The sequence below is a fragment of the Hathewaya massiliensis genome (genome assembly GCF_902143515.1).
GTDB lineage: Bacteria > Bacillota > Clostridia > Clostridiales > Clostridiaceae > Hathewaya > Hathewaya massiliensis.
Genome location: NZ_CABFVD010000001.1, coordinates 272,999 through 299,733, shown reverse-complemented (window position 1 = coordinate 299,733; position 26,735 = coordinate 272,999). Strand labels below are relative to the sequence as shown.

Below are 26,735 nucleotides of genomic sequence, written 5' to 3'. Positions count from 1 at the left end.
TGTTATTTTAAAGATAGCATACTTTTGTTTTTCATAAGAAATTCTAAAACTTGTTCATAGGTGATTACGTAACTGTCATATCAAGAAAAATTTCTAACAGAGTAAAATATGAAATATAGTCTTTATTGGAAATATATTGATATGAAAATTACTTCATCACTGATTCACTACGCTTTGAATTTCTAATAAGGCTTTTAAGTAAAATAATTATAGGGGATATCTGAAGGAGAATAAGGATGAATGAAAAAATTTTTGATTCAAAGATTATAGAAATGGATAATGGACTTAAAATATTAAGTATAAAAAAAGAAACAGGATTAATGTCTATAAATTTAGGTATAAAAATAGGTGCACTTTATGAGAATAAAGAGGAAAAAGGTATTAGTCATTTTATAGAGCATATGTTATTTAAAGGTACCCAAACTAGGGATAATGAAAAATTAAATAATGAATTAGAGAATATAGGTGGAGATTACAATGCCTATACAGATTATACTTGTACAGTATACAGCATTGATGGATTAAATAGTGAGATGGAAAATTCCCTAGAAATAATTTCAGACATGGTTATGAATTCTAAATTTAAGGAAGAAGAAATAGAGAAGGAAAGAGGAGTAATACTATCAGAACTAAGAAGTAGTAAGGATGATATAGAAGATTTAAGTTTTAAGAAGATAAATGAGTATGCATTTAGAAAAAGTGGATTAAAGATGGACGTGCTTGGCACAGAGAAGATTATAAAAAGTTTTAATAAAGAAAAACTTGTAAAATATTATGAAGAATACTATGCACCTAATAATTCTGTTATATCTATTGTGTCATCGTATAGCCATGAATATGTACAAGCTTTAGTAAAGAAATATTTTGGGGCTTGGAGTAGAAGAAAAATTAATAAGAAAATATTAGAAGATGAAAAGAATAGGGAAGGTGTATTTGAATCATATAAAAAAGAAATAGAACAGAGTACCATAGTATATTTATATACATTTTATGGTTTAAGTAAAGAGGAAGAATTAAGTCTTAAGGTATTAAATCATAAATTAGGGGAGAGTGCAAACTCCATATTATTTAGAGAACTTAGGGAAAATAGGGGGATTGCCTATGATGTTTATAGCCATATGGATTCTTCAGAACACATAAAGACCCTATATATTTATACAGCAGTTGAGGAAGAAAATTTGGAAGAAGCTTTGGATATTATAGATAAATCTATAGTTAATATAAAATCTAGGGAAATTAAAACTCATGAAAATACACTAAGCCTAATGAAAAAGATTTTTAAGACTTCCTTAATAGCTACCTTAGAAAGTGGAGCTGAACTAGGTCATTATGGTCTTATGCAACTAATGGAAAATGAGAGTGTTTATGAGTTTATAGAAGATATGAAAAGGTTAGAATATATAAATAGTGAGCATATTTATAATATAGCTGAAAAAATTTTAAGAAATCCAAGTATACATATTTTAAGATCGGAAAAGAGTGAGGAATATGAGCAATAAGGTAAGCAAAATAGAAGTTCAAAAGAAAAATAAAGAAAGAGTAAACATTTATGTGGATGATGAATATTTTATAAGTTGCCATATGGAACTAATTTATAAGGAAGGTATAAAAAAAGGAGAGTCTATAGATAAGGAAAAGTTAAATTCCATAGTTGAAGAGGATAATTTTATTAAAGCTAAAAGTAGAAGTTTAAGATATTTGGGAAGAGCTTATAAAGCTGAAGAAGAAGTAAGAGAAAAGTTAATAGGAGAAGGATATGATGAAAAAATCATAGAAAGAACAATTAACTTTTTAAAGGAATATAATTTTATAGATGATAATAGATATGTAGAATTATTTATAAAAGAGAAACTAAAAAAATGGGGAGAGAATAGAATAAAGTATGAGCTTTTAAAAAAAGGAGTAGATGAGAAACTTATAATAAGTAAAATGGAACATATAGATGAAGAGGATAAGGAAAATATTCTTAGTGAAATTGCTATTAAAAAGTATAATTCACTAGTTAAAAGTGAAAAAGATTTATTTAAAGTTAAGAAAAAATTAAATGATTACCTTTTAAGAAGAGGGTATAATTATGATGAGGTAAGAGCTGTAATTATAAATATATTAGAAGTAGGTGAATAGATGAAGATAGATCCTATAACTTTAATTTTATTTTTGGCTATGTTTTTACCAATATTAAAAGGATTTTTAGTAAGTTATAGATCAAAGGATCAGAAGGAAACAATAAATAGCTTACTAAGTAGCATCTCTTTTATTTTAGCAATTTTTATAGGAGTAAATTTATTTAAAGAAATATTTTTAAATAGAAATTCATTTTTCTATTCAGTCATTGAAAAGTTTTCTAAAGGAGATCTAGTGCAGTTTATAGATAAAAATCCAATAATATTGTATTTGGTTATTTTTCCTGTATTCATTTTAATAATTTATATAGTTCTAAGATGGTTTACTATAGGGGTATGCTCCATATTATTATATCCTATTTTTGATATTATAGAGAATTTTGCAAAAAAGAGAAGTAGTATTTTTAAGCGAGTTTTAGGGGCTTTATTTCAAGTACCTAGAGCTATTGCATATGTAACCATGTTATGTTTTGCTTTAAATTATTTTTCTGCCTTTAATATTTTTTCATCTAAGTTAGATATAAATGAGCATTTAGAAAAGTCTAAACTATATAATGAACTTTCCGCTAAAGTAGTTGTTCCTATATCAAATTCTCCACTAGCTAAAAAACTACCTAACATATTAAGTAATTCCTTTAAAATTGAAGTTACTGAAAATAAGTCTTCAGATCATAAAAGTAATAATAATAAAAAGGTAATAATATATTATAATGGTGTAACCTTGGAAGAAGCAATTAAGTCCAATGAGGATATAGATACATTTAGTAGAAAATTAGTAAGTAATAAAAAAGGTACTTATAATAAGTCCCATGAAATATACTCTTGGATATGTAAAAATGTACACTATGATTATGATAAGGCAAAAAGAATCTTAAGTGATGACTTTTCAAAGAAATCAGGGGCTATAAATACATACAACACAAAAAAGGGAATTTGCTTTGACTATTCTTCCCTATTTGTAGCTATGTGTAGAGCTAACAATATTAAAGTTAGAATGGTAACAGGAAAGGGCTTTGATGGTCGTAGTTGGGTAAATCATTCATGGAATCAATTTTATGATTCAGAGAAAAACACTTGGATTAACGTTGATCCTACCTTTGGTGTAGGTGGTAATTATTTTGATAGTGAAAAATTTTCCTTAGATCATAAAGAAGATAAAGTAGCAGGAGAATGGAAATAAACTAAAATTGAATATTATAGCAGAAAATTACCGAGTAAATGGTTCTAAAAATGTGAAAAAGTGGTATAATATTTATTAAGAACTTATTAGGGGGTAGTTATATGAAGGTAGATAATGAGGTAGAGCATAGTAGGAAAATAAGAAAAGCAAAGAGGAATGAATTAATAAGGAAAAAAAATAGACGTAGGGATTTTATTATATATTCATTTTGTATTTTGGGTATCTTTTCTTTGGGAGCTTTTATAGGGTTGCAATTATTTAATGTGTCTACAGAAAACTATAAAGCCTATGCTGGTGTTAAGGAGAAGAAGCCAGTAGTGGAAGAGAATACAGACTTAAAAGAGCCTAAAAAAGATAATATAAAAGGCAATAAGGATGATAATAGGGAAGAAGAAAGCTTTAAGTCTAATAAATTTAAAAATAATAATAAGCAAGAAATTAAGGAAGAAAAAGAAACTAAGGGGGAACCTAAAAAAGAGGTAAGTAAAAATTATAATAGCGAAAAATTTAAAAATGAAAAAGTATGTTATTTAACTTTTGATGATGGTCCTACAAAAAATATAACTCCTGAAATATTAAAAGTTTTAAAAGAGAAGGATGTAAAAGCAACATTTTTTGTACTTGGCAAGATGGCAGAAGTTAATCCAGAATTAATTTTAAAAGAAAAACAAGAAGGGCATTTAATTGCAAATCACACTTATTCTCATGATTATAAGTATGTTTACTCAAATCCTGATAATTTAATTAAAGATTTTAAAAAAGCTGATGAAGTTATAAAAAAGATTATTGGAGAGGAACCAGCTAAGATAGTTAGGTTTCCAGGAGGGTCTTTTAAGAAAGTAGAGTTTCAAAAAAGAGTAAATAAAGAAGGATTTCATTATGTAGATTGGAACTGTTTAAATGGGGATGCTGAAGCATTAAATGTACCAGAGGAAAAATTAATTAGTAAGGTTAAAGAAACCATGGGGAATCAGGAGCATATTGTGATTTTAATGCATGACTCTGGAACAAAACAAACAACTGCAAGGTCCTTAGGAAGAGTTATTGATTATATTAAATCAAAAGGATATAGTTTTAAGACTTTAGATGAAGCTTTTGACACTGAATATAAATAAAAATAAAAGTAACTTCAAACTAAAGAGGGGGTTTGAAGTTACTTTTGTAATTTATAAGTTATAATTTATAAATTTAAAGGAAGCACTAGATGAAATTGAGAATTTATAGTTTTGAAGTTATTTTTGTAGTTTATAAATTAATCAATATAGTTATCTAATATAAGATTAATGGCTTTTTCACAGTCTTTATCATCGTTATTTATACTCCATGCCAAATTAAAGTGGTATAAAGCTTTTGGATTGTCATTTAACATGGCATAACAATATCCTAGATTAAATATATATTTACTGTCTCTTTTTAAGTTTATAGCATTTTTCAAGAAACCTACTGCCTTTTTATAATTTTTAAGCTTAATATGACAAACAGCAGTATTATAAAGTGAACTTGATTCATTTTCATTAACTTTTAGGGCTCTCTCATACATAGATATGGCTTTTTGATATTCTTTAGCATTATAAAGTTCATTAGCTTTTTTGAAGTAATTCATTTTATCCTCCTTATGCACATAAAGGTTTTCTATTTTTAATAATACCCATGTTGAGAGATTTTAAACATTATTAGTAAAATTAAGCTTTAAGTTTTTGTTCTATTAGGGACACAGCTCCATACATTAAATAGGCCAATAATGAAAGTAAAACTACACTCATCATAACCATATCTAACTCAGAGATTTGGCCACCATATATAATTAAGAAACCTAAGCCTTCTTTGGCAACAAGAAATTCTCCCATAATTACACCAACCCAAGAAAGACCTACATTTATTTTTAGTGCAGAAATTAGAGTAGGTATAGATGAGGGAATAATTAAATATTTTAGTATTTGGAATTTAGTAGAATTAAAAGTTTTCATAAGCTTAATTTTTTCTTTGTCTACTTCATTAAAACCTGATAGCACTCCAATTATAGTTACAACTATAGAAATTAAAAGGGCTATAACAATTATTGCACTTATACCATTTCCCACCCAGAATATTATAATTGGTGCAAGAGCAACTTTTGGAAGCGCATTTAAAACTACAAGATAAGGATCTAAAACCTTACATAAGAAATCTGACCACCAAAGCAAAATTGCAATTAAAGTTCCTAGTATAGTTCCTAGAAGAAATCCTAGAACTGTTTCAAAACAAGTTATAAATACATGCTTTAGTAAAGTACCTTCACTGTAAACTTTTACAAAGCTCTTAACCATACGAGAAGGAGTGCTTGTTAAGAAGGGATCTATCCATCCTAGATTTCCAGCAACTTCCCAAAAAGCAAAAATAAATACCAATAGAAGAATTCTAGTTATTGTAATTTTTCTGTTTTTCTTTTTCACTAGATTTAAGTATTCTAGATGTTCCTTACTGTATTTTTCCATAGTTATTTAGCTCCTTCCATAACAAATTGAAGTATATACTAAAGTTTGGTGCTTCACGTTTTTTTAACGGCGTATTATATTTAGGATCAAATTCTATTTTTATATTTTTATTTATTGTAGCAGGACGTGGAGTTAAAAGTATTATTCTATTAGACATAGAAATAGCTTCTGAAATATCATGGGTAACCATAATAGTGGTTTTATTTTCTCTCTTTATTATCTCATGAATTTCATCACTAATATTTAATCTAGTTTGGTAATCAAGGGCGGAAAAAGGCTCATCTAACAGGAGAATCTTAGGGTTTAAAGCAAGAGTTCTAATCAAGGCAACTCTTTGTCTCATACCACCTGAAAGCTGAGAAGGGTAGTGATTTTTAAAGTCCCAAAGTTCATATTTTTTTAGTAAATCCTCTATATATTTAATGGATTCAGGATTCATTTTATTTTGAATTTTTAAACCAAGGCATACATTATCCCAAAGTGTAAGCCAAGGGAATAGATGGTCTTTTTGAAACATATATCCTATAATGTTAGTGTGTTCTTCTATTTTTCTATTGTCCATATATATATTTCCAGAGGTTGGTGATATTAAACCAGAAATAATATTTAGTATAGTGGATTTACCGCAACCTGAAGGACCGATAATACTTAGAAACTCCCCTTCTTCTACTTGGAAGTTTATATCTTTTAATGCTGGTGTCTCTGCGTTTAGAGTATGGTAGTTCATATAAACATTTTCTACAGTTACTTTCATATTTTTTTCAACTCCTTTACATAGATAAATTCTATGAAATGTCTGTTATAAACTTTATAGCATCCATATAATAAAATATGACTATAGAGTGAGAAAGGTTAATGCAAAGAAGCATAATAAACAGAGTTCTTGGCTTTAGAGGGAGTTTTTATTCCTTCTAAAACTTAGAAATCGTTATCCAGGGACGTAGCCGCTCTTTTATCGCACTTTAAAGAAAAGCAGAGAGTCCAGATCTTCTATTTGGTAGAATTCGCTTTCACAGAGTGTTATGGGAGTATTAGAGCGGATAGTCATCGGATAAACATAGTTCTTGTCTTTAGGGGATAGTCATAGGATAAATGTATAAAATTAATAAGATTCATTAGTATATGGAACTAATTTGCTTAAATAAGTATTAGTAGAATTAAATAGCTATTATCCTTTATAAATTAAAATTGAAAAAATTTAACTTGAACCTTATAATAGTAAGAATATACGTAATAAAGTTCAAGTTAATAAATATATAGTAAATATTTATAAAATAATAATTGGAGAAGTGATAGTATTATGAATAAAGTCTTAAGATTAGGATTAGATGTGGGGTCAACTACTGTAAAAGTGGTTGCATTAGATGGTCAAGAGGTAATATATTCAAAATACCAACGTCATTTTTCGGATATTAAGAATTCAGTAATGGAGATTTTAAATCAGTGTTATGACAAAGTAGGAAATAGATATATTAGAGTTGCTATTACTGGTTCTGGGGGACTATCTGTGTCCGAATGGCTAAAATCTACTTTTGTGCAAGAGGTTATCGCATGTACAAAAGCTATAGAAGAGACCTTAAGTGAAGTAGATGTGGCTATTGAATTAGGTGGAGAAGATGCTAAAATAACATATTTTAAAAATGGTATAGAACAGAGGATGAATGGAACTTGTGCAGGGGGAACAGGAGCATTTATAGATCAAATGGCAACATTACTAAAAACAGATCCTAAGGGCCTTAATGAACTTGCAAAGGATTATAAAACTATATATCCTATTGCAGCAAGATGTGGGGTTTTTGCAAAAACTGATATACAACCACTTTTAAATGAAGGGGCTAGAAAGGAAGATATAGCAGTTTCTATATTTCAAGCTGTAGTTACTCAAACTATTAGTGGACTTGCTTGTGGACGACCTATAAGGGGAAAAGTTGCTTTTTTAGGAGGCCCTTTATTTTTCTTATCAGAACTTAGAAAAAGATTTATAGAAACTTTGGGTTTAAAAGATGATGAAGTTATATTTCCCGAAAAATCTCAACTTTATGTGGCACTTGGTGCAGCTTTAAGTTCAGATAAAAGTATAGAGATTTCTTTTAAGGAACTTTTAGATAGATTACATAATAAGGATAAAAATTTAGAAGAACACATAGTCTCCCTTCCAGCACTTTTTAAATCAGAAGAAGAATATTTAAGTTTTAGAAATGAGCATAATAAGCATTGTGTACAAAGAAGGGAACTAGAGCATTATGATGGAAAATGTTTTCTAGGTATAGATGCAGGATCTACAACCACTAAAGTAGCCTTAATATCTGAAAAAGGTGAGCTTCTTTACTCTCATTATAAAAGCAATGATGGAAATCCTCTTATATCAACTATTGAGATATTGAAGGACTTATATACTAAAATTCCTGAAGGGATTGAAATATCTAATTCAGCTATTACAGGGTATGGAGAGGGACTTATAAAGGCAGCTTTAAAAATTGATATTGGGGAAATAGAGACTGTAGCACATTTTAAAGCAGCAAACTTTTTCCTTCCAGGAGTGGATTTTATATTAGATATTGGTGGACAAGATATGAAATGCCTAAAGATAAAAGATGGAGTAATTCAAAGCATAATGCTTAACGAAGCTTGTTCATCAGGATGTGGATCTTTTATTGAAAGTTTTGCTAAGTCCTTACACATAAGCGTAGAAGAGTTTTCAAAAAAAGCCTTATTTGCTGAAAAACCTGTAGACTTAGGATCAAGATGTACTGTATTTATGAATTCTAAAGTTAAACAGGTTCAAAAAGAGGGAGCTACCATAGGAGATATCTCTGCAGGACTTTCTTATTCTGTTATAAAAAATGCTATATATAAGGTGATAAAAATTAGAGACCCTAAACAAATGGGAGAAAATATTATAGTCCAAGGGGGAACCTTTTATAATGAAGCTGTATTAAGAAGTTTTGAATTAGTCTCAGGCAGGAGAGTAGTAAGGCCCGACATATCAGGTATAATGGGAGCTTTTGGAGCTGCATTGATTGCAAAGGAGAATTATAAAGAAGGATATATTAGCACTATTGTAGATAAAGAGGAGCTCTATGAATTTAGTATAAAAACCAGTATGAGAAGATGTGGACTTTGTGCAAATAACTGTCTTCTTACTATAAATGACTTTGGAGGGAGAAATTTTATAACAGGAAATAGGTGTGAAAGACCTTTAGGAAAAGAAAAAAACAATAGAAATATTCCTAATTTATATAATTACAAATATAATAGAATTTTTAAATATAAGCCTTTAGACTTAGAAAAAGCTAAAAGAGGAGTTATAGGTATACCTAGGGTTTTAAATATGTATGAAAATTATCCCTTTTGGTTTACCTTTTTAACAAACCTTGGCTTTAGGGTAGAATTATCTCAAAGATCATCTAAAAAAGTTTATGAGATGGGGATGGATACCATACCTTCAGAGTCAGCGTGTTATCCTGCAAAATTATCTCATGGTCATATAAGTGATCTTATAGAGAGAGGAGTTAAAACTATATTTTATCCTTGCGTAGTTTATGAACAAATCGAAGATAGTAAGGCTGATAATCACTATAATTGTCCTATAGTAACTTCCTATGCAGAGGTTATAAAAAATAATATGGATGATTTAAAAGAGAAAAACATAAAGTTTATGAATCCTTTTTTAGCACTTCACAATAAAACAAAACTTCAATCTAGGTTATATGATATATTTAAAGAATTTGGAGTAAGTAAGGGTGAAGTAAAATATGCTCTTAATAAAGCTTATGAGGAAGACCGTGTTTTTAAAGAAGATATAAAAAGAAAAGGAGAAGAGACTTTAAGATATATAGAAGAAAACCATATTACAGGAATAGTTCTAGCAGGAAGACCATACCATATAGATCCTGAGATTAATCATGGTATAGCAGAGTTAATAACTACTTATGATATGGCAGTTTTAACTGAAGATTCTATAAGTCATATGGAGGAAATAGATAGACCTCTTAGAATTGTGGATCAATGGATGTATCATTCAAGACTTTATAGAGCTGCTAGCTATGTAGCTAAAAATCCTAATTTAGAGCTTGTACAGTTAAACTCCTTTGGTTGTGGACTTGATGCTGTAACTACAGATCAAGTGGAAGAAATCTTAGAGGCTCATAATAAGATATATACCTTATTAAAAATAGATGAAGTTAATAACTTAGGTGCTGCAAGAATAAGAATAAGATCTTTAAAAGCAGCTATAGAAGAGAGGGCTACTTCGAAAAATGATAAAAATATAAAAATTAAAAAAGTACCTTATGTTAAGAAAGTACCTTTTACAAAAGACATGAGAAAAACTCATACTATATTATCACCACAAATGTCACCTATACATTTTGAGTTTGTTGAAAGTGCTTTAAATTCAGAGGGATATAATATAAAGTTATTAAAGGAAGTAGATAGTTTAGCTATTGAAGAGGGGCTTAAGTATGTAAATAATGATGCATGCTATCCATCTATAATAACTATAGGTCAAATAATGAGAGCATTAAAATCAGGGGAATATGATTTAAATAATACTTCTGTTATAATATCTCAAACTGGTGGTGGATGTAGAGCCACAAATTATATATCTTTTTTAAGAAAGGCATTGAAAGAATCAGGAATGGAACATATTCCAGTAATATCTTTAAATGCATGTGGGCTTGAAAGTAATCCAGGATTTAATTTTAATTTAAATATGCTTAGAAAGTCTTTAATGGGACTTCTATATGGAGATTTATTTATGAGGGTACTATATGCTACAAGACCTTATGAAAAGGTAAAGGGCTCCGCAGATAGGCTCTATAGAACTTGGGCAGAAAGGTGTAAGGAATCTATTAGAGTAGGTAAATTTAAGGAGTTTAAAGAAAATATATATGAAATTGTAAAAGACTTTGATAACTTAGAATTACTAGATATAAAGAAACCTAAGGTAGGTATAGTAGGGGAAATCCTTGTTAAGTTCCACCCAGATGCTAATAATGATGTGGTTAAAGTTATAGAAGAGGAAGGTGGAGAGGCTATTATGCCTGATCTTACAGACTTTTTCTTATATTGTGCTTATGATCAAACTTTTAAGCATAAGTATTTAGGGGCAAGCTTAATAAGTAAAATAGGCAGTGATATAGGTATAAAATACATTGAAATGTATAGAAAGCCTCTAAAAAATGCTTTAAAATCCAGTGAACGTTTTTCAGCTCCAAATTCTATTCATGAATTAGCTAAGGGGGCAGCGCCTATTTTATCCATAGGAAATCAAACTGGAGAAGGATGGTTTTTAACTGCTGAGATGGTAGAACTTATAGAGAGTGGTGTTCATAATATAATCTGTGTCCAACCCTTTGCCTGCCTTCCTAATCATGTAACAGGAAAGGGCATGATAAAAGAGTTAAAGAGAAGGTATCCAGTAGCTAATATTGTGGCAGTAGATTATGACCCAGGAGCTAGTGAAGTAAATCAAATTAATCGTATAAAATTAATGCTTTCAACAGCTTTTAAAAATTTAGAACTAAAAGAAAAAGATGAAAAACTAAGTATGCAAGAAAAAGAACTAAATGAGGCATTACTAGAAGCAGCTCCCGTAAGAGAATAGGTTTATAAATACAATGCTTTGCTAGGGTAAAATGTTGATATGAAAATCACTTCATCACTGATTTACTACGTTAAGAATTTCTATTACTTTAATAAAACCCATGCGTAAAACAAGCTCTACATTTCTCTGTTTACGCATGGGTTTGTTTATTTTATTGCTTTTTCTGCAAAGGAGTTATCCACAATTTTATCAAAAGGAGGTCTAGTTTTTATTAAATCGGACTTATAGTTTTCGATAATGTCCATTAATTTATTTAATTCATCTTCTTTTAATAATGGGTCTTTTGCAAAGGCATCTATTTCCTTATAGCGTTTAATAGAACTTACTAATATTTCTTTATCTGCAGAAGGGAAGAAGGATTTAACGGATTCTATAACTTCTTCATTGGAATGTTCATATATCCACTTTTGACCCTTATATATAGCTCTAGTAAAGGATTCTAAGTTATCAGGATTTTTATCCCTATAGGATTTGGTAGAGAAAAAAGAGGTATATGGGATATTTCCAGCTAGCTCTCCTATAGAAGCTACAACATATCCTGAATTATCTTTTTTTAGCATACTAGCAGTAGGTTCAAATAAGGTTACATAATCTTCAGTTCCACCTTTAAAAGCGCCTGCAGTTGCATGGAATGCTATATTAGTTATAATATCAACATCTTGAAATGGTGTTATACCTTTTTCCTTAAGTACGTATTCAAAGGTCATTTCAGGCATTCCACCAGGTCTACCACCTATTACTTTTTTTCCTTTTAAGTTTTGCCAATCAAAATCTTTTTCATCTTTCCTTCCAACTAGAAAAGAACCGTCTTTTTGAGTTAGTCCAGAAAATATTATAGGATAATCTTCTCTTTTTTGATTATAAATATAAATAACTTGTTCAGGACCACAAAGACCTACATCTACAGCACCACTTAAAACTTGTTGCATGGTTTTATCAGCACCTTATGCAAATACACAAGTAGGTATTTACAAATCTATCTCCTTTTTATAATACCACATGGAAGCAGTGAATTGGTGCCTATAAGATTAATTTCTAATATATTTTTTTCATCTGAGGTAGTCCATACTACGTTTTCAATTAGGCCCTTAACTAATATTCTTTTTTGTGTAATATCAACAAAGTCATAAAGTTTTTTAAAGTTTGATATATTAACCTCCATGTTGTTTAAAAATCTTTCTTCATCATCTTTTTCTTCCATTACAGAGTTTAATTCATGGAGCTTATAGTTTATATCATCATTTTCTTTTTTTAATCTCTCTAGCTCATTTTTAAGCATATCTACTATGTCATTATCATCAATTAGAGCTAGCTTTTTTATTACTCCCTGAATTATTTTTTTATTTTCAGATAAGGTTTTATTTAATTTATTTATTTCATCTGTTACATCATAATTTATTATATTTTTTTTATTCTTCTGATATATTTCTTTAAACATATCTATATTTAATTCCTTAAGGTAAGCAGCTACATAATCTTCTGCTTTATATGCATTCAACATTTTAGTACTACATCTAGTACTTGCTCTATTTTTTAGATTACACCTATAGTATCTTTCCATATACTTTGTTTTTTTATTATATCTACTCCAGGAGCTCATGCCAGAACCACATTCCCCACATATAACCATACCAGATAATAAAAATTTTTCTCCAGTACCAGAGCGAGGGGAAACTTTTGATTTATTATCTTTAATTATATCCTGACATTTTATCCATATATCAGAGGATATAACACCCTTATGTTTTCCTATAGCTACGATCCATTCATTAATAGGATTATCTTTTTTACCACCTTCTCTTTTATTGTATACCATTAATCCGTGGATTCCATCAGGGGTACCGTATACAGTGGCACCTTGTTTCTTAAACCATTCAAATATTTTATCATCACTTATACAATACACTGGATTTACAACTATTTGACGTGTAGTTTCCCTGGAGAATTCTCCACCATTTTTCCCTTTATATTTATTTTTACATAGATATGTGGCAACAGAAGAAAAGCCTTGTTTATTTAAGTACAGTTTATAGACTAATTTTACTATATTCATTTCATCTTTAACTTGAGTTAATTTATACATCTTTTTACCTTTACCATCTTCATTTGCATAGAGTATAGGCTCTGATTTATAACCTAATGGAGCAGTACCACCAAGCCAACGACCTGTTTTAGCTAACTCTAACATATTGTCTTTTATACGTTCTGCTATGGTTTCACGCTCAAGCTGTGCGAATACTGCTGCAATGTTCATCATTGCTCTGCCCATAGGAGAACTTGTGTCAAATTGCTCCTTTATGCTAATAAAATCTATATTATATTTTTGTAATTCTTCTATGGTATTAGAAAAGTCAGCAACATTTCTACTTATACGGTCCAGGCGATAACAAATAAGTACATTAAATTTTTTATTTTTAGCAGCCTTCATCATCTTTTTAAATTCGGGCCTGTTTACATCTTTTCCTGAAAAGCCTTCATCTTCATAAACTTTAATATCTTCTATATTACTAAAATTTCTTTTTAAGTATTCTCTGCACATCTGAACTTGATTTTCAACAGATTCTCCTTTTTCAGAGAATTTAGACTTTCTACTATAGATTGCAGCTATCATAGTTCATCCTCCTAATTTCGCTTTCACAATAAGTATATGCTTTAGAATCAATATTTATAAAATAGAGCTTTAACCTTATAAAGTCCTCAGTTACACAAAAAAACTCAGCAAGGTCATAGATTGTAGAAATATTATCTTGTATAGCTTGTACTAAAAAAGGAGTTGGAATAAGAAGATCTGTGGCCCATTTTAAAGCTAAGTTTTCTTTCTTAGTTATAAGAAGTTTCTCAATGTAAGAAAAACATTCAGCAGTAGTATCACCAAAGGTAGTGAAATGATGACCAATTTCTTCAGCAAGAATTGTTTTAAAAAGGGGAGCATTATTTATTATATTTCTATTAATACCTATTATAGGTGGAAGATTTTCTGCTTTATAATAGATTCCTTGAATATCCTTAGGTAGTTTCACATATTCTATTTGAATATTTTCTTTTTCTACTATATCGAAAAGTACATCAACGTTTACCATAATTATCACTCTTTCGTTAAGAATTTTATGGTATAATAATAACACAAATCGAACCTATGTTCTAGACGTGGATATATAAAATTAAAGATTTGGCTTTCAAAGCTTACTATAAATTTTAAATTTTATATGTTATTATAAAAGTATATATAGTAGAAAAAAAGAGGGGTTAGAATGATTTTACCATCCAAGCACATTAAAATATCTGGGTCATATTTAGGACTAGGAGCATTAATAATTTCTATTTTGAAGATGCCACAGACAGTAGATCAATGTTGGCAAAATTATAATAGTACATATGTTTATTCAAAAGAAATACAAAAAAAACATAGCTTTGATAATTTTATCCTTGCTATAGAATTATTGTATATTTTAGGGGTAGTTGATATAAACAATAAGGGGGAATTATATAATGTACATTACTAAGCTTGATGCGGATGATGATAGGTTTAGAACTATTAAATTTAAGCCTAATAGAATAAATATAATATTGGGAAAAAAAACAACGAATAAAAAAGGAAAAAGTGTTAATGGTGTTGGAAAAAGTCTTTCCTTAAAATTAATAGATTTTTGCTTAGGTTCAACTGTTTCTAAAGATTCTGATGAATCAGAATTACTGAAGTTAAAGGATTGGGAATTCTTTTTATATATTAATATAGATGGACAAGAAAAAAGAATAAAAAGGTCTATAAATGATAAAAATAAAATTTATTTTAATAACATTGAATTTAGAGATAAACAGTTTAATCAGTATATGGAAAATATATTATTTGATGTTTTAATAGATTCAAATCAAATAACGTATAGAAATTTAATATCTAGATTTCTAAGAATACCTAAGAGGGGATATATAGATTGGAATATATGCAAGAAAAAAGAAAATGATGATTCTGCTTTAATGTGTAATTCTTTTCTTATGGGTCTTGATGTTGAATTAGTTTTGAATAAGATACAGAATAAACAAAAAATAAATAAGCTACAAGGTAATAAAAAAATTATTGAGAATGATGAAACAATAAGAGAACTTATAAAGGGAACAGAAATAGGAGTCAATATAGATTCCCTAGAAAGGGATATCAAAAGTTTAGAGTTTAAAATAAGAAATTTTCAAATATCTGAAGAGTATAATTTAATAAAGGAAAGTTTAGAAAAATCTAAGTATCAAAAGCAAGAGATTATTAATGAGATAGTTATGAATAAGAAGATTTTAGAAAACATAGAAGAAAGTATAAAAATTAAAATTGATATAACTGCTGAAAGAGTCTTGAAGTTATATGAAGATGTCAAAGTTGTCTTTGAGGAGAGTATAGTTAAAAGTTTGAAGGAAGTATCTAATTTTCATGTTAAACTAATTGAAAATAGGCAAGATCGTTTAAAAAAGGATAGAAAAAAAATTTTACATACTATTGGAGAGTTGAATAAAGAATTAAGTATTATAAATAATAAGATAAATACTGAAATGGATTATTTAAAGGATAAAGCTAGCTTAGATGAATATGATGCATTGCGAGCTAAATTAACAGATATGAAATTAAGGCTACAGAAAATGAGGGAACATGAGCGTATTGTTAATGGTATAAATACAGAAATTAATTCTATAAAACTTAAAATGGCCAGTGAGGACATAGAAGCTTCTGAATACGTTGAAAAAAAGCCTTTACGAGATATTTCAAACAAGTTTAAAGAATTTATAGACTATATATATGAAGAGGAAAGGGTGTCAGGTGTTTTTTTAGAAAATAATACTGGAAGTAATAAGTTGAGATTTAATATTAAACCTGAAATAACTAGTGAGAAATCTGCAGGCATAAACAATGTTAAAATATTTTGTATGGATATGATAAACTTGTATAATAAAATAAATCATAGAGTAGAATTTATATACCATGATAGTACATTATTCAGTGAAATAGATCCTAGGCAAGTCTATAAGATGTTTAAGTTAGCAGAAAAAATATGTACTGATAAACACGTTCAATATATAGCAAATTTAAATTATGATATGTATGAGAAAGTTTTGGAATTTGCTAAGCTAAATGATGATCTAGAGTTTGTTGATTATATACAACAAGGTGTGGTTAAAGAATTATGTGATGACAATTTAGAAAATAAGCTATTAGGTATAGAAATATAAATGTATATTTTAAATTTAGTAAGACACAGAGTATTTTAACTTGTGTCTTACTTTTTGATTAGAATCTTAATTTATTATGATGGTTCTTCAAAAATATCACATGATTCAAAGTATTTTGACAAAATTATATAACAGTTGCTTATATAAAGCTGTTTATTAGCATTGTCTAGCTGTGAATAATCAAATGAATTATCTAAAATGTATTTAAATTGGCTATCTGAGTTATTTGGAAATTCTATTTTTGCTTTTTCATATAATTTTTGAAATTTTTCACATAATTCATTTTCAATATTATCTGAAAATGAATCCAGATAAGAATTTAATTTATCAACAGAATAATTAGCTACTGATAGATTCAATGTATAATAGGGACATAGACTATTGAAATTTAATTTTTCGTTAAAATCTGGGGCTATAAGCTTTTGAGGAAGTTGACTAGAATCTAAGTTTAGTAAGTGCTCTATAATTTTATACATTATGTTATTATCTAGTAATAGAGGATTTATTTCAGGGACCATGGCACCAGATATAGACATCTTATCATTTTCATCCAAAGAATCAAAGATTTTTAGAAGATCACTCCTATCGAAAGGTTTAAATTTAATATTAGGATACTCAATTTCTAAATTTTTGATAGCTTCAATTAAATCAGGAAAATTACCTCTTTTATTATTAAAAACGAAATTAAATTGTGTTATTGGCTCCCAATAGCCTTCTTTAGTTTTCATATATAAGCCTTCAAAGTCTTCATATAACTTTTTAATTGCATATTTCTGAATTGAAGCATCTGAGGTTCTACTGTCTTTGGGTGAATATGCTTGAAAAAATATTCCTTCACCTTTAATATAACCATCACATTTTCTATCACCGATCCTGCCTTGGCTTTCTATTTTTATAAAATTATCATACTTAGCATACATGACACTATAAAATTTTTGTTCAAATTCATCCCCATATGATTCTAAAAGTTGATTATCAAAAATTGTATGATAGAAATATGTTTCACTCTTCAATATGTAACCTCCGTTCTTATCAAAAAAATGTTAAGTTAATACTATTAATTATTGCTGTTTATTCATGATAACTTGGACATATTTTTAATAAATATATTAATAAAGTTATTTTGTAAAAGATTTAAATAGTCTAATTTATATTATTTAAAAAAAATAATTATGGGTTAACATAAATACTTATAAATATATTATATATAAGTATTTATTACAAATTTTGCACACATAGCTATAAAGAAAACTCAAACCAAATAAATTTGAGTAATTACAAAAAACCTTTTCTTTTATATTTAAATTTCCAACAGGAAAAGACACCTATATAAGTGTCTTAGTATATTTATTTAATTAGTTTAAAATGGTCTTTAATATCAAAAACATCTTCTTCTGTTTCACGAAGTTTATGTTTTATGAATTTAATATCTTTAGAAACTAAACCAAAACTATCTTTAGTTTCTGTACGAAATTCTGTAAGGTCAGCAGTTTGTTCATAAACAGAATTAACTTTACCCTTTATTTCTGTTATATCAGATTGAATCTGAGAAACTGAGGTTGTAAGATTTTCTAGTAAACTTATTATTTTTTCATCATTATTCACCTTAAGCACCTCCATTTTATAATTATAGCCTATTTTAAGATTATTTAATTTAAAATATAAGTTCAGTATTAAATTTTCCAAAGAAATATTTTTTTAATTCATCTAAAGTATCAAATAGTATACTTTTATCTCCATCTCTATAGTTATAAACATCAGTATATTTACATTTTCTTATAGAATAAACTTTTGAAAATGTTTTATTTTCTTCATTTTTATATTTAACTGTGCTCTTTTTTATTAATTCAAATTGAATTTTAGATTGTTCTACATTATCTTTAAGAATAATAAATAAAGAATTATCTTGAATATAGGCAAAATTTAATTCTTCATAGTCATATATTCCTTGAGAAAAGATACAGTTTTCACCTTGAAGATAATAAGAGTATAGTCTTTCAGGAGACATAAAACCAGTTAAATAAATTTTATCATCTTTAATATTAAGTATTCCACTGCCTAATTCTTCTATGTATTCTTGTAAAATCATTATTATTCCCCCTGTAATCTAAATCATATCTAAAAAACAAACTTCACTAAGGAATTTTATATCAAAGCCTTTATCTATAAGTTCAAGGGCCCTTTTTTCTTTTGTACTCATACCACTTTCATCAACTAGTGATAGATCCTGAATACCCACTACTAAGAAATTAGTAGTTCTACTTACACCACTTTTTATTATTCCCCCAAGATCTACAACTTTTTGCATTGCTAATTTTCTATCAATATTCTGTAAGTTGCCAGTAAAAACAAAGTTTTTATTATAGAAGGGATGAGTTTCATCAAAATCACACTTATCAGTTTTAATATCCTCAATTTTAACTCTATTAAATTTACTAACTCCTTTAGCAAAAAAATTCTTTTTAATTTCAAGATCTTTAAAAGAGTGAATTGGTACAGATCTATGAGTAGAAAGAAATGATTCTAAGTTTTTTCTTTTTACAGTTAATAATGAATTTATGACTACTTGAGCACAAGCTTCTGCATCACTTAATGCATTATGATGATTTAATTTAATATTAAATAAATCACATACATTTGATAAGGATTTATAATCTTTTGTAGGATAACCTAATTTACGAACTGCTCTTGCAGATATAGGAATACTACATACATATTCAAAGTTAGGAATAGGTATATTGTATTCTTCTAGACAACATTTTAAAACTGACATATCAAAAACTGCGTTATGTGCAATAACATAATCTGCTGATAATATGTAATCACTTATTTCATTCCATACATCACAAAATTTTGGCTTATCAGCAACTTCATCTGGTGTTATTCCATGTATATTAATATTACCTTGATCAAAGTTTAAGTCTGGTGGTTGTATAAGGTAGTATTTTGATTCTTTTATTGTTTCTTCTTCAACGAGTACTAATCCAAGTGAGCATGCACTATTATAAAATTTATTGGCCGTTTCAAAATCTATACATACAAAACTCATATAATTACCCCCATAATTACATTGGTTTATAATTTAATCTTTTTTCTTCCCATATTTATGTCTAACATACTCTTTAAAATCTTCTATCTCTTTTCTAGCTTCTTCAGGTAAATCATCATCATAACCATCATTTCTATGTAGAGCTATAGTGTCCTGAGATTTTTCTAAGATCTTATCAGCTGGCTCCTTAATATCTGTTTTCCCTAAAAGATAGTCTATAGATACATTAAAATAATTAGAAAGAATTATTAATTTATCATAATCTGGTTGTTTACCTTTAGTTTCATATCCAGCAATAGTTGGTCTTCCTACTTTAAGGATATCAGCTAATTCTTGCTGAGTAATATTTTTTTCATCTCTAAGTTGTTTCAGTTTATCTCCAAAGGTCATTATTACACCTCCTAATACAATTTTACCTATAAAGGTTTCGAAAATAAACTTTAGTGCTTATAATGAACAAAAAACAAAAATACTCTTGACAATGTTTCAATAAGGCACTATACTTAAATTAAGTTCCTAATAGACACAAAAGAGAGGTGATTAAATGAGAAGAATACTAAAAGAAAAAAGAGAGAAAATGAATTATACTCAAAAAGAAATTGCTCATAAGCTCAATATTAGTAGGGCAACTTATACTAATATTGAAAATGGGAATAGAAATCCATCATTTAATTTAGCTATGAGGATAAAAGAGGTTTTAAGTTATCAAAACGACAATATTTTTTTGAATGAATAGTGCCTAAAGGGAACAAAAAAATTTTATTAAGTATGTAAATAGCATATCTTAGTCTAGTCAGACATTAGCAGTATCTTAAACAGTTCTACGTTTAACTGCTACAAGTTGTATTAAATGAAAATATAGATTGAAGGTGCATAAATGAGGATAACAAAAAGACGTATAGAATTTAACTTTATATTTTTTAGAATCTGTATTGAGATTGAGGATGGTTTTCCTAAACAAATACACAGGTATGGGAAAGTTATCTATTTAAACAATAAACCATTTTGAAATTAATATTAAAGGAGCAGATAGAAATGAAAAAAAACGTAATAAAGCCTAAAGATCTACAACAAGGGCAGAAAAAAGTATATAACATTGCACCAGGAGCAGATATTGATCTAGATGGAATTTCTTTTAAAAAGGATCTAATTTCAAGGATAGAAATTACACTTGCAAGTGATGAAGAATACCTTTTTATATCAATTTACATGGGGAATTTATTTATTGCATGTAAATTAACTAAAAATGAAATTTCTATTACAGAGCATGGTGAACGTTTAATATTCATTACAACATCATAGTAACAGAAGCATAGAACCAGGAATATTTTAAATGTAGAAGGGAGGGGAGCTTATGAGTAGAGAAATTGAGGTTATTGTGAATTATCCAACAACCGAAGAAGGTAAACGAAAGCTAGATAAAAGTCAAGCTGAGGCAGTTTTAACTGTATTAAATCAACTTTTAACACCAGAGCAACTAGAAAAGCTAGTTAGTAGGTTGTAACCTTACACAAGATAAAAAAGTGGAGAACCACTTAAACTATTCTAAATTTGAAAACATTTTCTCAATATATGATATTCAATTTTAGAAAATGTGTTACTGGAGGAATTATAAATAAAAAAGATTTTGAGATTGCTAAGGAATGTGTATTTTGTAAGACATTCAACCAAGAAGCAGAGTGTGATCTTTTTAAGGATAGATGTTGGATGTGGCTACTTGGAGAATGTCCTGGATATGTAACTTATGAGGATGTTAGAAAAGAGAAATAGATTAGAAATTGTTTTCTTAATTCTATTATAAAGCATTAAGGATTTTTTACCATGAATTGTTTTTCAGATAGGAAGGTGAAGAAATGTATAAGATTGCAAGAAAAAAGGTTGGACTTAGCATTGAAGAGGCAGCATTTAAACTGAACGTGGCAAATAGAACATTGTCAAACTATGAATCAGGGGAAACAGTACCATCACCAGAGGTTGCTTTAGCAATGAGTAGAGAATATAAACAGCCATTTATAACTCAAATTTACTGTAAAGAATGTTGCGCTATAGGAAAGGCTTACAGTTATGAGGTACTTAATAATGTGAATTTAACAGTAGAAAGTGTTCTTATGAGCCTTCAACAGGAACTAGAAGAAGCTATAGAAGTTTTACCGGATTTGATTAGGCTTGTTAGAAATAAGAGGGTCAGAGAAGATTTTTCAGAAGAAGAATGGGACCAGGTAGTTAAATCACTTCATGAGTGGTTAGATCTAGAGCATAACATTGAGTGTTTAAAAATAGCTTTTAATAATTTTTCAGATGTAAGTCCGTTTATTCAGCAGCATAATTTGAAATGCGTTAATAGGCATTATGTGGATAAAAAAAGAGTGCTATTATAAGCACCCCAAAAAAAATTTAAAAAGTCGTATCTTAATTTTAACATTAAGGAGAGGTAATTTCAATATGAGTATTCAAAATAATAAAGAAAATAATCTTATAACTATAGAGTTTGCACAAAGAATGTACAAGTATGGGATTGCTTTAACCATTAGAAATAAAAAGGTTATTGCAACTTTAAATAAATAAGGGTAGATAAAATCTGCCCTTTTTAAGAACATAAATAAGGTTTATAGAGGAGGGGTATGCATGGCAGTTTTTAGACAAGTGCATATTAAGTTTTGGACTGATGTAATGGTTTTAGAGGAAATGACTCCAGAGGATAAATATTTTTATTTGTATCTTCTTACAAACCCACATACGAATCAAATAGGAGTTTATCAATTACCTAAAAAAATAATAGGTTTTGAACTTGGATATTCAATAGAAAGCGTTAATTCCTTAGTACAAAGGTTTGAGGATCATTACAAAATAATTAAATATAACAAAGAGACCAGGGAAATTGCATTATTAAATTGGGGTAAATATAACCTTAATAGAGGTGGAAAGCCCATGGAAGATCTAATAAAAAAAGAGCTAAAAGAGGTTAAGGATATATCTTTAGTTAAAGAAGTTATAAAGAAAATACAAAATGAAAGTATTAAGGAGTTTATTTATAAACTCTTAGATCATTGTGGTGAGGAAGTAGATGAGGTAGAGCAAGTAGAACCAGTAGATGAAGAAGAAAGTCTAAGTGAAGATGTACAACCAGAAGTATCAAATTCTATTGATAATATAATTGAAAGCTATATACCTGAAGAAGCTATAGGAGAAAGCAAATCTTCTTCAAAAAATATAGATAATACTCCAGTAAAAAATAATGATGAAAACCATATCAAAAATAATAAGCCTACTAAAGATAAGGGCATCTATTTTAGTATAATTCAATATTTAAACCAAATGGCAGGTACTCAGTTTAAACCTAATACTAAAAAAACACAGCAGCTGATTTCAGCACGATTAAAAGAAGGTTTTACACTAGAAGATTTTAAAATTGTTATAAATAAAAAAGTTAAAGAATGGACTAATACAGAGATGGACAAATACTTAAGACCAGAAACTTTATTTGGTACTAAATTTGAGGGATATTTAAATCAAAAAGAGATTATACGTATTAATAATACTAAGAATAAATCTGCTTTTTGTAACTATCCACAAAGAAAATATGATGGTTCAGATGGTGGTAAAACCTTAGCTGAAATAGAAGAAATATTAAATAGAAAACAAAAAATTTAGTGCTCTGTTTAACGATACGTTAACGTTACGTGGTACGTCTTGCCCACAATAAAAAGAATAATAAAAAGAAGAATAATAATAAAAAGAATAATAAAAATATATAGTCCTGCACCTAAATGAAATTTAGGTTAACTAGGGGAGTGAGAAGATGTGTAGTGAAAGCAATAGGGATTTAGTATTAAAAGCTAAGGAAGGAGATCTTGAAGCAAGAAATATGCTTATAGAAAACAATTTAGCTTTAATTACTAAAGTTGCTAAAGAAATAAAGACAAAAACTAATACCTTAATGGATCAAGAGGAATTAGTAGCTGAAGCAGCCTTAAATATAGATGCATGTATAAGAAATTATAATCCTAAGTATGAATTTAGTACTTACTTATGGCATAGCTCAAAGGGATACATGATGAAGGCTATATATAAATTTCAAAAAGAGCTGAATATGAGCTTAAAGAATAGGATTAAAATAGAATCCTTACAAGAGATAATTATAAATTTTGAATCTAAAGATATAACCTATGAAGACATATTAGGCGGTTATGTTGATACTGAAGATAGAGCAATTAAAAATTTAGAGATAAGAGATGTTTGGAGTAAATTAAACTTGCTATATCCAAGAGAGAAACAAGCTATAACCCTAAGATATATATGCGATATGACATATCAAGAAATAGGAGAACGTGAAGGATATTCTAGGGAAACAGCAAGGAAGCTTATAAATGCGGGTTTGGAAAAGGTTCGCAGTTATTTTTAGGAGGTAAACAATGGAATTAGATATAAAAATTAAAAGAATGCGTAAAGAGCTAGATAATTACGTTTTAAAGTATGGATTAAGTGACAATAGGACACTAACTAAAAGTCAAGAGTTAGACAAGCTTATAGCAATAAAACAAGTCCAATTATTCTAGTACAGGGAGGAGTGTTAAATTTGAGTAATAAGCATGAGTTTGAGTATAAGAATATGATTCAAAAGAAACTATTTGAAAGATTTGATAAAGAATATTATTCAAGAGAAGAAATAGCTGAAATTTTAGGAGTAAACATAAATACTGCAGAAGAAATTACAAATAGAATTACTTATCACGAAGGCAAGGGATATGAAAGGCTAGATATAGTTTTAATGTGTATGAATGGAGTTCTTTATGCAAGATAGAAAAATAGAATTTTGGATAGATGAAGCAGTGAGATTGTATTTTGAGGGATATGCTGTAAAAGTAGCTATAGAAAAGGCTAGAAGTATGCAGGTACATAAAGAACAGAAAAAATATAAAATTAAAAGGGGGTAAATGCAAATGGGTAAGAAAAAAGATATTTACCCAGAGTATATTAAGCCATTAGAAGGACAATTATCTGTATGGGATGTTTTAGAAAGAATAACTGAAAGTAATACTAAAATCCCTGAAAATAAAATATCAGAAAAGATATATGCTCCAGCTATAAATTACTACAATGCATCTCAAAAAAAGTGTATTGAAAAGTATGAGAAAATGCCAGAGTTAAACAGAATAATAAAATATTCTTTTGGAGCTATAGGAGCGGAATTAAAAGAAGGACATGAATATAAAACTGTATATATAAATTCCCAAGGTAAAGAGGAATTTATTATTCCAGATAAATCTTCTGTACTACCTAATGACAAAATAATTTTTTATAACAAAAGTTCAGAGTTTAACACAAACTCACTTCAGGAAGAAAGATTAAAAGAGATCAAGGAGAAAGCTGAAGCAGTTATAAGAAGAAAAGGTGATGAAAACATAATAGTGCAGCTTAAAGATAAGACCTTAAGCATAAATAAAAAAGGCTGGGTTCTAAAATTTATTAAAACAGAAATTGAAGATGAATCTAATACAAATATAAAAAAATCACATAAGGAAGGCTCTAATGATGAAATAAGCATTGGAGACGTAATAAGGTTCCAATATGATAAAGATGAGCTCTTAGAGGGGAAAGTAACTCACATTTATGGCCAAAGTAAAGAAAGCCTATGTGTAAGTTTTAATAAAGGAAATATAGCTATATGGAGAGGTTTAGTTAAAGAAATAATTAGCAAAGCTTAATGCTAAGGGAGGCGCCATGGAAAGAGATCTAGTTTTAGAAATAGAAAAACATAAATATAAAATTGCAGAAGAATTGGGCCAAGGGAAAGACATTATGATAAAAAAATCAAAGGACGGAATAAAGGTACAGGCACTTAAAGTTAAGGTTATTAAGTAAAATTGAGGAGGAATTAAATTGGGAACTTATAAAGTATCAATACCATTTACAGGTATAGCTTGCATAGAAGTTGAAGCAGAGAATGAAAAGGAAGCCATAAAAGAAGGATTTGAAAAAGTAGATTTTGATAGAGATTGTGAAGAGATAGAATTTCATACAAAAGTAGTTGAGGGTAATGTATTTTATGGATTATTAGATGAAGCTTATGCTGAAAGGAAGGTTGAATAATGGGTACAATTGAAAGAGGTATAGAGGATACAGGAATAGAAGTTGTTTTAACCAGTGTTATAAAAGATGAAGAACTAGAATTAAAAATATCTTCTTCATCAAATAATCATTGTTGGTTAATACTTGAAGATATAAATAATGAAGATGATTCAGAAGGTTATGTTGCAATACCAAAATCAATTGAGGGTATAGATAAAACTATTAAATTGCTTGAAAAAGCAAAACAAAAGTTCTTTAAATAGGTCACAATTTGTAGATATTGTGTACTATTTGAAAGGAGAAAGTATGGATATAAAGGTTGTTGAGAAAATAAAAAAACTCTTAGCTCTAAGTGAAAGCAATAATGAACATGAAGCTAAAGCTTCATTGCTTAAAGCTCAAGAATTACTTGCCAAGCACAAACTTTCTTTAAAGGAAGTTAAAGAATTTAAGATATACAATAATTCAATTAAAGAGAAAGTAAGTACAGTATCATTTACTAAGGCTAAATGGAAAGCTAAATTAGCCGGGGTAATAGCTGATAATTTTGGGTGCTACTATTATTTTAAAACAAGAAGGTCTCATACAATTGCATTTTTCGGAAGAGAAGAAGACACACTTGTATGCAATATAGTATTAGAGTATGCGGTAGACTGTATCAACAGCTCGGTAAGAAAATTAAGATATCAATATTCCAAAGATGGTCATAGCACTAAAGGGCTTGAAAATGACTATGCATTAGGATTTATTAAAGGTTTAAATTATATGTTTGAACAACAAAAAGCAAACCAGGAATGGGGACTTGTTCTTGTTAAGGATGCAGAAGTGGTTGAAGCACATGAAAATATAAATTTTAAACGTACAATAAGTACACGTACTAAATTTAAAGGGTATGCTGATGTATATTACAAAGGCTGTGAAGATGGTGAAATGTTTAGTATATCAGATAAAATTGCAGAAGGTGAAGTTAAGGAAGAGCCATTATTAGCTTCAGAAAATATAAGTAATTAGGTAATTTAAA

The 26,735-nt window shown here is 28.5% G+C and carries 34 protein-coding genes; 23 read left to right on the top strand and 11 right to left on the bottom strand.

The annotated features are described in order from the left end of the window. The first annotated feature begins 236 nt into the window (after positions 1-236). From FNZ64_RS01495 to FNZ64_RS01480, 4 genes are all read left to right on the top strand, one after another. Complete coding sequence (locus tag FNZ64_RS01495) at positions 237-1,499, top strand: M16 family metallopeptidase (protein ID WP_142413115.1); 1,263 nt, start codon at positions 237-239, stop codon at positions 1,497-1,499. Beyond that, entirely contained in the window at positions 1,489-2,124 is a 636-nt protein-coding gene (gene recX / locus FNZ64_RS01490; RefSeq protein ID WP_142413114.1) for a recombination regulator RecX, read from the top strand. The genes FNZ64_RS01495 and recX overlap by 11 nt, the downstream gene beginning before the upstream one ends. Then, positions 2,125-3,303, top strand: a complete 1,179-nt coding sequence (locus FNZ64_RS01485) for a transglutaminase domain-containing protein (RefSeq protein ID WP_142413113.1) — start codon at positions 2,125-2,127, stop codon at positions 3,301-3,303. Between the two features lie 101 nt (positions 3,304-3,404). Beyond that, positions 3,405-4,418, top strand: a complete 1,014-nt coding sequence (locus FNZ64_RS01480) for a polysaccharide deacetylase family protein (protein WP_142413112.1) — start codon at positions 3,405-3,407, stop codon at positions 4,416-4,418. A gap of 137 nt (positions 4,419-4,555) precedes the next feature. Here the strand turns inward: FNZ64_RS01480 and FNZ64_RS01475 are convergent, their stop codons facing one another. The 3 genes from FNZ64_RS01475 to FNZ64_RS01465 form a co-directional block, all read right to left on the bottom strand. Continuing rightward, positions 4,556-4,924 (bottom strand): tetratricopeptide repeat protein, encoded by a 369-nt coding sequence (locus FNZ64_RS01475; protein ID WP_279233253.1) that lies wholly within the window; start codon positions 4,922-4,924, stop codon positions 4,556-4,558. Positions 4,925-4,985: 61 nt separating this feature from the next. Next, positions 4,986-5,777, bottom strand: a complete 792-nt coding sequence (locus tag FNZ64_RS01470; protein WP_142413110.1) for an ABC transporter permease — start codon at positions 5,775-5,777, stop codon at positions 4,986-4,988. Next, positions 5,761-6,531 carry an ABC transporter ATP-binding protein gene (locus FNZ64_RS01465; RefSeq protein WP_142413109.1) on the bottom strand — a complete coding sequence of 257 codons (771 nt, stop codon included), beginning with the start codon at positions 6,529-6,531 and terminating at the stop codon, positions 5,761-5,763. The genes FNZ64_RS01470 and FNZ64_RS01465 overlap by 17 nt, the downstream gene beginning before the upstream one ends. 546 nt (positions 6,532-7,077) lie before the next feature. Here FNZ64_RS01465 and FNZ64_RS01460 point away from each other — a divergent pair. Continuing rightward, a complete protein-coding gene (locus tag FNZ64_RS01460; RefSeq protein WP_142413108.1) occupies positions 7,078-11,385 on the top strand; it encodes a 2-hydroxyacyl-CoA dehydratase in 4,308 nt (1,435 codons plus the stop codon). A 146-nt stretch (positions 11,386-11,531) separates the two neighbouring features. Here FNZ64_RS01460 and FNZ64_RS01455 read toward each other — a convergent pair whose 3' ends face one another. Genes FNZ64_RS01455 through FNZ64_RS01445 form a run of 3 tightly spaced genes read right to left on the bottom strand, consistent with a single transcriptional unit; the run spans position 11,532 to position 14,465 of the window. Then, a complete protein-coding gene (locus FNZ64_RS01455) occupies positions 11,532-12,314 on the bottom strand; it encodes an ABC transporter substrate-binding protein (protein WP_142413107.1) in 783 nt (260 codons plus the stop codon). 47 nt (positions 12,315-12,361) lie between these two features. Beyond that, entirely contained in the window at positions 12,362-13,996 is a 1,635-nt protein-coding gene (locus tag FNZ64_RS01450; protein WP_142413106.1) for a recombinase family protein, read from the bottom strand. Beyond that, positions 13,977-14,465, bottom strand: coding sequence for an ImmA/IrrE family metallo-endopeptidase (locus FNZ64_RS01445; RefSeq protein WP_142413105.1), 489 nt, complete (start codon positions 14,463-14,465; stop codon positions 13,977-13,979). Before FNZ64_RS01445 ends, FNZ64_RS01450 begins: the two co-directional genes overlap by 20 nt. A 171-nt stretch (positions 14,466-14,636) precedes the next feature. On the opposite strand from FNZ64_RS01445, the gene FNZ64_RS01440 reads away from it, so the two are divergent. Further along, positions 14,637-14,888: an ABC-three component system middle component 6 gene (locus FNZ64_RS01440; RefSeq protein ID WP_142413104.1), complete on the top strand. Its 252-nt coding sequence runs from the start codon at positions 14,637-14,639 to the stop codon at positions 14,886-14,888. Further along, a complete protein-coding gene (locus tag FNZ64_RS01435) occupies positions 14,875-16,596 on the top strand; it encodes a DUF2326 domain-containing protein (protein WP_142413103.1) in 1,722 nt (573 codons plus the stop codon). Before FNZ64_RS01440 ends, FNZ64_RS01435 begins: the two co-directional genes overlap by 14 nt. A 74-nt stretch (positions 16,597-16,670) precedes the next feature. Here the strand turns inward: FNZ64_RS01435 and FNZ64_RS01430 are convergent, their stop codons facing one another. From FNZ64_RS01430 to FNZ64_RS01410, 5 genes are all read right to left on the bottom strand, one after another. Continuing rightward, positions 16,671-17,609 carry an ABC-three component system protein gene (locus FNZ64_RS01430; RefSeq protein ID WP_142413102.1) on the bottom strand — a complete coding sequence of 313 codons (939 nt, stop codon included), beginning with the start codon at positions 17,607-17,609 and terminating at the stop codon, positions 16,671-16,673. 334 nt (positions 17,610-17,943) lie between these two features. Further along, entirely contained in the window at positions 17,944-18,201 is a 258-nt protein-coding gene (locus tag FNZ64_RS01425; RefSeq protein WP_142413101.1) for a hypothetical protein, read from the bottom strand. Between the two features lie 49 nt (positions 18,202-18,250). Then, a complete protein-coding gene (locus FNZ64_RS01420) occupies positions 18,251-18,685 on the bottom strand; it encodes a hypothetical protein (protein ID WP_142413100.1) in 435 nt (144 codons plus the stop codon). Between the two features lie 18 nt (positions 18,686-18,703). Next, entirely contained in the window at positions 18,704-19,645 is a 942-nt protein-coding gene (locus FNZ64_RS01415) for an exonuclease domain-containing protein (protein ID WP_142413099.1), read from the bottom strand. A gap of 33 nt (positions 19,646-19,678) precedes the next feature. Next, positions 19,679-20,035 (bottom strand): helix-turn-helix domain-containing protein, encoded by a 357-nt coding sequence (locus FNZ64_RS01410; protein ID WP_142413098.1) that lies wholly within the window; start codon positions 20,033-20,035, stop codon positions 19,679-19,681. A 154-nt stretch (positions 20,036-20,189) separates the two neighbouring features. On the opposite strand from FNZ64_RS01410, the gene FNZ64_RS01405 reads away from it, so the two are divergent. The 16 genes from FNZ64_RS01405 to FNZ64_RS01350 all read left to right on the top strand — a co-directional run bounded on the left by FNZ64_RS01405 (position 20,190) and on the right by FNZ64_RS01350 (position 26,725). Further along, a complete protein-coding gene (locus tag FNZ64_RS01405; protein ID WP_142413097.1) occupies positions 20,190-20,381 on the top strand; it encodes a helix-turn-helix transcriptional regulator in 192 nt (63 codons plus the stop codon). Between the two features lie 299 nt (positions 20,382-20,680). Continuing rightward, a complete protein-coding gene (locus tag FNZ64_RS01400) occupies positions 20,681-20,947 on the top strand; it encodes a hypothetical protein (RefSeq protein WP_142413096.1) in 267 nt (88 codons plus the stop codon). Positions 20,948-20,999: 52 nt separating this feature from the next. Continuing rightward, the gene (locus FNZ64_RS14585; protein ID WP_185903643.1) at positions 21,000-21,149 is read left to right on the top strand and encodes a hypothetical protein; all 150 of its coding nucleotides are present in this window, start codon (positions 21,000-21,002) and stop codon (positions 21,147-21,149) included. Between the two features lie 68 nt (positions 21,150-21,217). Beyond that, a complete protein-coding gene (locus FNZ64_RS01395; RefSeq protein ID WP_185903642.1) occupies positions 21,218-21,415 on the top strand; it encodes a hypothetical protein in 198 nt (65 codons plus the stop codon). Between the two features lie 83 nt (positions 21,416-21,498). After that, positions 21,499-22,023, top strand: a complete 525-nt coding sequence (locus FNZ64_RS01390) for a helix-turn-helix domain-containing protein (RefSeq protein ID WP_142413094.1) — start codon at positions 21,499-21,501, stop codon at positions 22,021-22,023. A 64-nt stretch (positions 22,024-22,087) separates the two neighbouring features. Continuing rightward, positions 22,088-22,210 carry a hypothetical protein gene (locus tag FNZ64_RS14990; protein ID WP_279233252.1) on the top strand — a complete coding sequence of 41 codons (123 nt, stop codon included), beginning with the start codon at positions 22,088-22,090 and terminating at the stop codon, positions 22,208-22,210. 60 nt (positions 22,211-22,270) lie between these two features. After that, positions 22,271-23,296 carry a conserved phage C-terminal domain-containing protein gene (locus FNZ64_RS01385; RefSeq protein ID WP_142413093.1) on the top strand — a complete coding sequence of 342 codons (1,026 nt, stop codon included), beginning with the start codon at positions 22,271-22,273 and terminating at the stop codon, positions 23,294-23,296. A 148-nt stretch (positions 23,297-23,444) separates the two neighbouring features. Then, positions 23,445-24,047 carry a sigma-70 family RNA polymerase sigma factor gene (locus tag FNZ64_RS01380; RefSeq protein WP_142413092.1) on the top strand — a complete coding sequence of 201 codons (603 nt, stop codon included), beginning with the start codon at positions 23,445-23,447 and terminating at the stop codon, positions 24,045-24,047. 10 nt (positions 24,048-24,057) lie between these two features. Beyond that, positions 24,058-24,201 (top strand): aspartyl-phosphate phosphatase Spo0E family protein, encoded by a 144-nt coding sequence (locus FNZ64_RS01375; protein ID WP_142413091.1) that lies wholly within the window; start codon positions 24,058-24,060, stop codon positions 24,199-24,201. 20 nt (positions 24,202-24,221) lie between these two features. Further along, on the top strand, positions 24,222-24,446 hold the full coding sequence (locus tag FNZ64_RS01370; protein WP_142413090.1) for a hypothetical protein: 225 nt from the start codon (positions 24,222-24,224) through the stop codon (positions 24,444-24,446). Then, a complete protein-coding gene (locus tag FNZ64_RS14580; protein ID WP_185903641.1) occupies positions 24,436-24,579 on the top strand; it encodes a hypothetical protein in 144 nt (47 codons plus the stop codon). Before FNZ64_RS01370 ends, FNZ64_RS14580 begins: the two co-directional genes overlap by 11 nt. 6 nt (positions 24,580-24,585) lie before the next feature. Continuing rightward, complete coding sequence (locus tag FNZ64_RS01365; protein ID WP_142413089.1) at positions 24,586-25,350, top strand: hypothetical protein; 765 nt, start codon at positions 24,586-24,588, stop codon at positions 25,348-25,350. A gap of 16 nt (positions 25,351-25,366) precedes the next feature. Further along, a complete protein-coding gene (locus FNZ64_RS14575; protein WP_185903640.1) occupies positions 25,367-25,507 on the top strand; it encodes a hypothetical protein in 141 nt (46 codons plus the stop codon). Between the two features lie 18 nt (positions 25,508-25,525). Further along, on the top strand, positions 25,526-25,735 hold the full coding sequence (locus tag FNZ64_RS01360) for a hypothetical protein (RefSeq protein ID WP_142413088.1): 210 nt from the start codon (positions 25,526-25,528) through the stop codon (positions 25,733-25,735). Then, positions 25,735-25,977, top strand: coding sequence for a hypothetical protein (locus FNZ64_RS01355; protein WP_142413087.1), 243 nt, complete (start codon positions 25,735-25,737; stop codon positions 25,975-25,977). Before FNZ64_RS01360 ends, FNZ64_RS01355 begins: the two co-directional genes overlap by 1 nt. Positions 25,978-26,020: 43 nt before the next feature. Then, positions 26,021-26,725 carry a DUF2786 domain-containing protein gene (locus tag FNZ64_RS01350; RefSeq protein WP_142413086.1) on the top strand — a complete coding sequence of 235 codons (705 nt, stop codon included), beginning with the start codon at positions 26,021-26,023 and terminating at the stop codon, positions 26,723-26,725. The last annotated feature ends 10 nt before the right edge of the window (positions 26,726-26,735 follow it).

What these genes read in the sequence shown, in the direction of transcription:
- FNZ64_RS01455 (WP_142413107.1), bottom strand. Translation starts at nt 12,314, where the DNA reads ATGCAACAAGTTTTAAGTGGTGCTGTAGATGTAGGTCTTTGTGGTCCT.
- FNZ64_RS14990 (WP_279233252.1), top strand. Translation starts at nt 22,088, where the DNA reads ATGAGTATTCAAAATAATAAAGAAAATAATCTTATAACTATAGAGTTT.
- FNZ64_RS01445 (WP_142413105.1), bottom strand. Translation starts at nt 14,465, where the DNA reads ATGGTAAACGTTGATGTACTTTTCGATATAGTAGAAAAAGAAAATATT.
- FNZ64_RS01400 (WP_142413096.1), top strand. Translation starts at nt 20,681, where the DNA reads ATGAAAAAAAACGTAATAAAGCCTAAAGATCTACAACAAGGGCAGAAA.
- FNZ64_RS01410 (WP_142413098.1), bottom strand. Translation starts at nt 20,035, where the DNA reads ATGACCTTTGGAGATAAACTGAAACAACTTAGAGATGAAAAAAATATT.
- FNZ64_RS01365 (WP_142413089.1), top strand. Translation starts at nt 24,586, where the DNA reads ATGGGTAAGAAAAAAGATATTTACCCAGAGTATATTAAGCCATTAGAA.
- FNZ64_RS01395 (WP_185903642.1), top strand. Translation starts at nt 21,218, where the DNA reads ATGATATTCAATTTTAGAAAATGTGTTACTGGAGGAATTATAAATAAA.
- FNZ64_RS01355 (WP_142413087.1), top strand. Translation starts at nt 25,735, where the DNA reads ATGGGTACAATTGAAAGAGGTATAGAGGATACAGGAATAGAAGTTGTT.
- FNZ64_RS14580 (WP_185903641.1), top strand. Translation starts at nt 24,436, where the DNA reads ATGCAAGATAGAAAAATAGAATTTTGGATAGATGAAGCAGTGAGATTG.
- FNZ64_RS01405 (WP_142413097.1), top strand. Translation starts at nt 20,190, where the DNA reads ATGAGAAGAATACTAAAAGAAAAAAGAGAGAAAATGAATTATACTCAA.
- FNZ64_RS01480 (WP_142413112.1), top strand. Translation starts at nt 3,405, where the DNA reads ATGAAGGTAGATAATGAGGTAGAGCATAGTAGGAAAATAAGAAAAGCA.
- FNZ64_RS01485 (WP_142413113.1), top strand. Translation starts at nt 2,125, where the DNA reads ATGAAGATAGATCCTATAACTTTAATTTTATTTTTGGCTATGTTTTTA.
- FNZ64_RS01470 (WP_142413110.1), bottom strand. Translation starts at nt 5,777, where the DNA reads ATGGAAAAATACAGTAAGGAACATCTAGAATACTTAAATCTAGTGAAA.
- FNZ64_RS14585 (WP_185903643.1), top strand. Translation starts at nt 21,000, where the DNA reads ATGAGTAGAGAAATTGAGGTTATTGTGAATTATCCAACAACCGAAGAA.
- FNZ64_RS01380 (WP_142413092.1), top strand. Translation starts at nt 23,445, where the DNA reads ATGTGTAGTGAAAGCAATAGGGATTTAGTATTAAAAGCTAAGGAAGGA.
- FNZ64_RS01385 (WP_142413093.1), top strand. Translation starts at nt 22,271, where the DNA reads ATGGCAGTTTTTAGACAAGTGCATATTAAGTTTTGGACTGATGTAATG.
- FNZ64_RS01450 (WP_142413106.1), bottom strand. Translation starts at nt 13,996, where the DNA reads ATGATAGCTGCAATCTATAGTAGAAAGTCTAAATTCTCTGAAAAAGGA.
- recX (WP_142413114.1), top strand. Translation starts at nt 1,489, where the DNA reads ATGAGCAATAAGGTAAGCAAAATAGAAGTTCAAAAGAAAAATAAAGAA.
- FNZ64_RS01420 (WP_142413100.1), bottom strand. Translation starts at nt 18,685, where the DNA reads ATGATTTTACAAGAATACATAGAAGAATTAGGCAGTGGAATACTTAAT.
- FNZ64_RS01435 (WP_142413103.1), top strand. Translation starts at nt 14,875, where the DNA reads ATGTACATTACTAAGCTTGATGCGGATGATGATAGGTTTAGAACTATT.
- FNZ64_RS01460 (WP_142413108.1), top strand. Translation starts at nt 7,078, where the DNA reads ATGAATAAAGTCTTAAGATTAGGATTAGATGTGGGGTCAACTACTGTA.
- FNZ64_RS14575 (WP_185903640.1), top strand. Translation starts at nt 25,367, where the DNA reads ATGGAAAGAGATCTAGTTTTAGAAATAGAAAAACATAAATATAAAATT.
- FNZ64_RS01390 (WP_142413094.1), top strand. Translation starts at nt 21,499, where the DNA reads ATGTATAAGATTGCAAGAAAAAAGGTTGGACTTAGCATTGAAGAGGCA.
- FNZ64_RS01465 (WP_142413109.1), bottom strand. Translation starts at nt 6,531, where the DNA reads ATGAAAGTAACTGTAGAAAATGTTTATATGAACTACCATACTCTAAAC.
- FNZ64_RS01375 (WP_142413091.1), top strand. Translation starts at nt 24,058, where the DNA reads ATGGAATTAGATATAAAAATTAAAAGAATGCGTAAAGAGCTAGATAAT.
- FNZ64_RS01495 (WP_142413115.1), top strand. Translation starts at nt 237, where the DNA reads ATGAATGAAAAAATTTTTGATTCAAAGATTATAGAAATGGATAATGGA.
- FNZ64_RS01440 (WP_142413104.1), top strand. Translation starts at nt 14,637, where the DNA reads ATGATTTTACCATCCAAGCACATTAAAATATCTGGGTCATATTTAGGA.
- FNZ64_RS01415 (WP_142413099.1), bottom strand. Translation starts at nt 19,645, where the DNA reads ATGAGTTTTGTATGTATAGATTTTGAAACGGCCAATAAATTTTATAAT.
- FNZ64_RS01350 (WP_142413086.1), top strand. Translation starts at nt 26,021, where the DNA reads ATGGATATAAAGGTTGTTGAGAAAATAAAAAAACTCTTAGCTCTAAGT.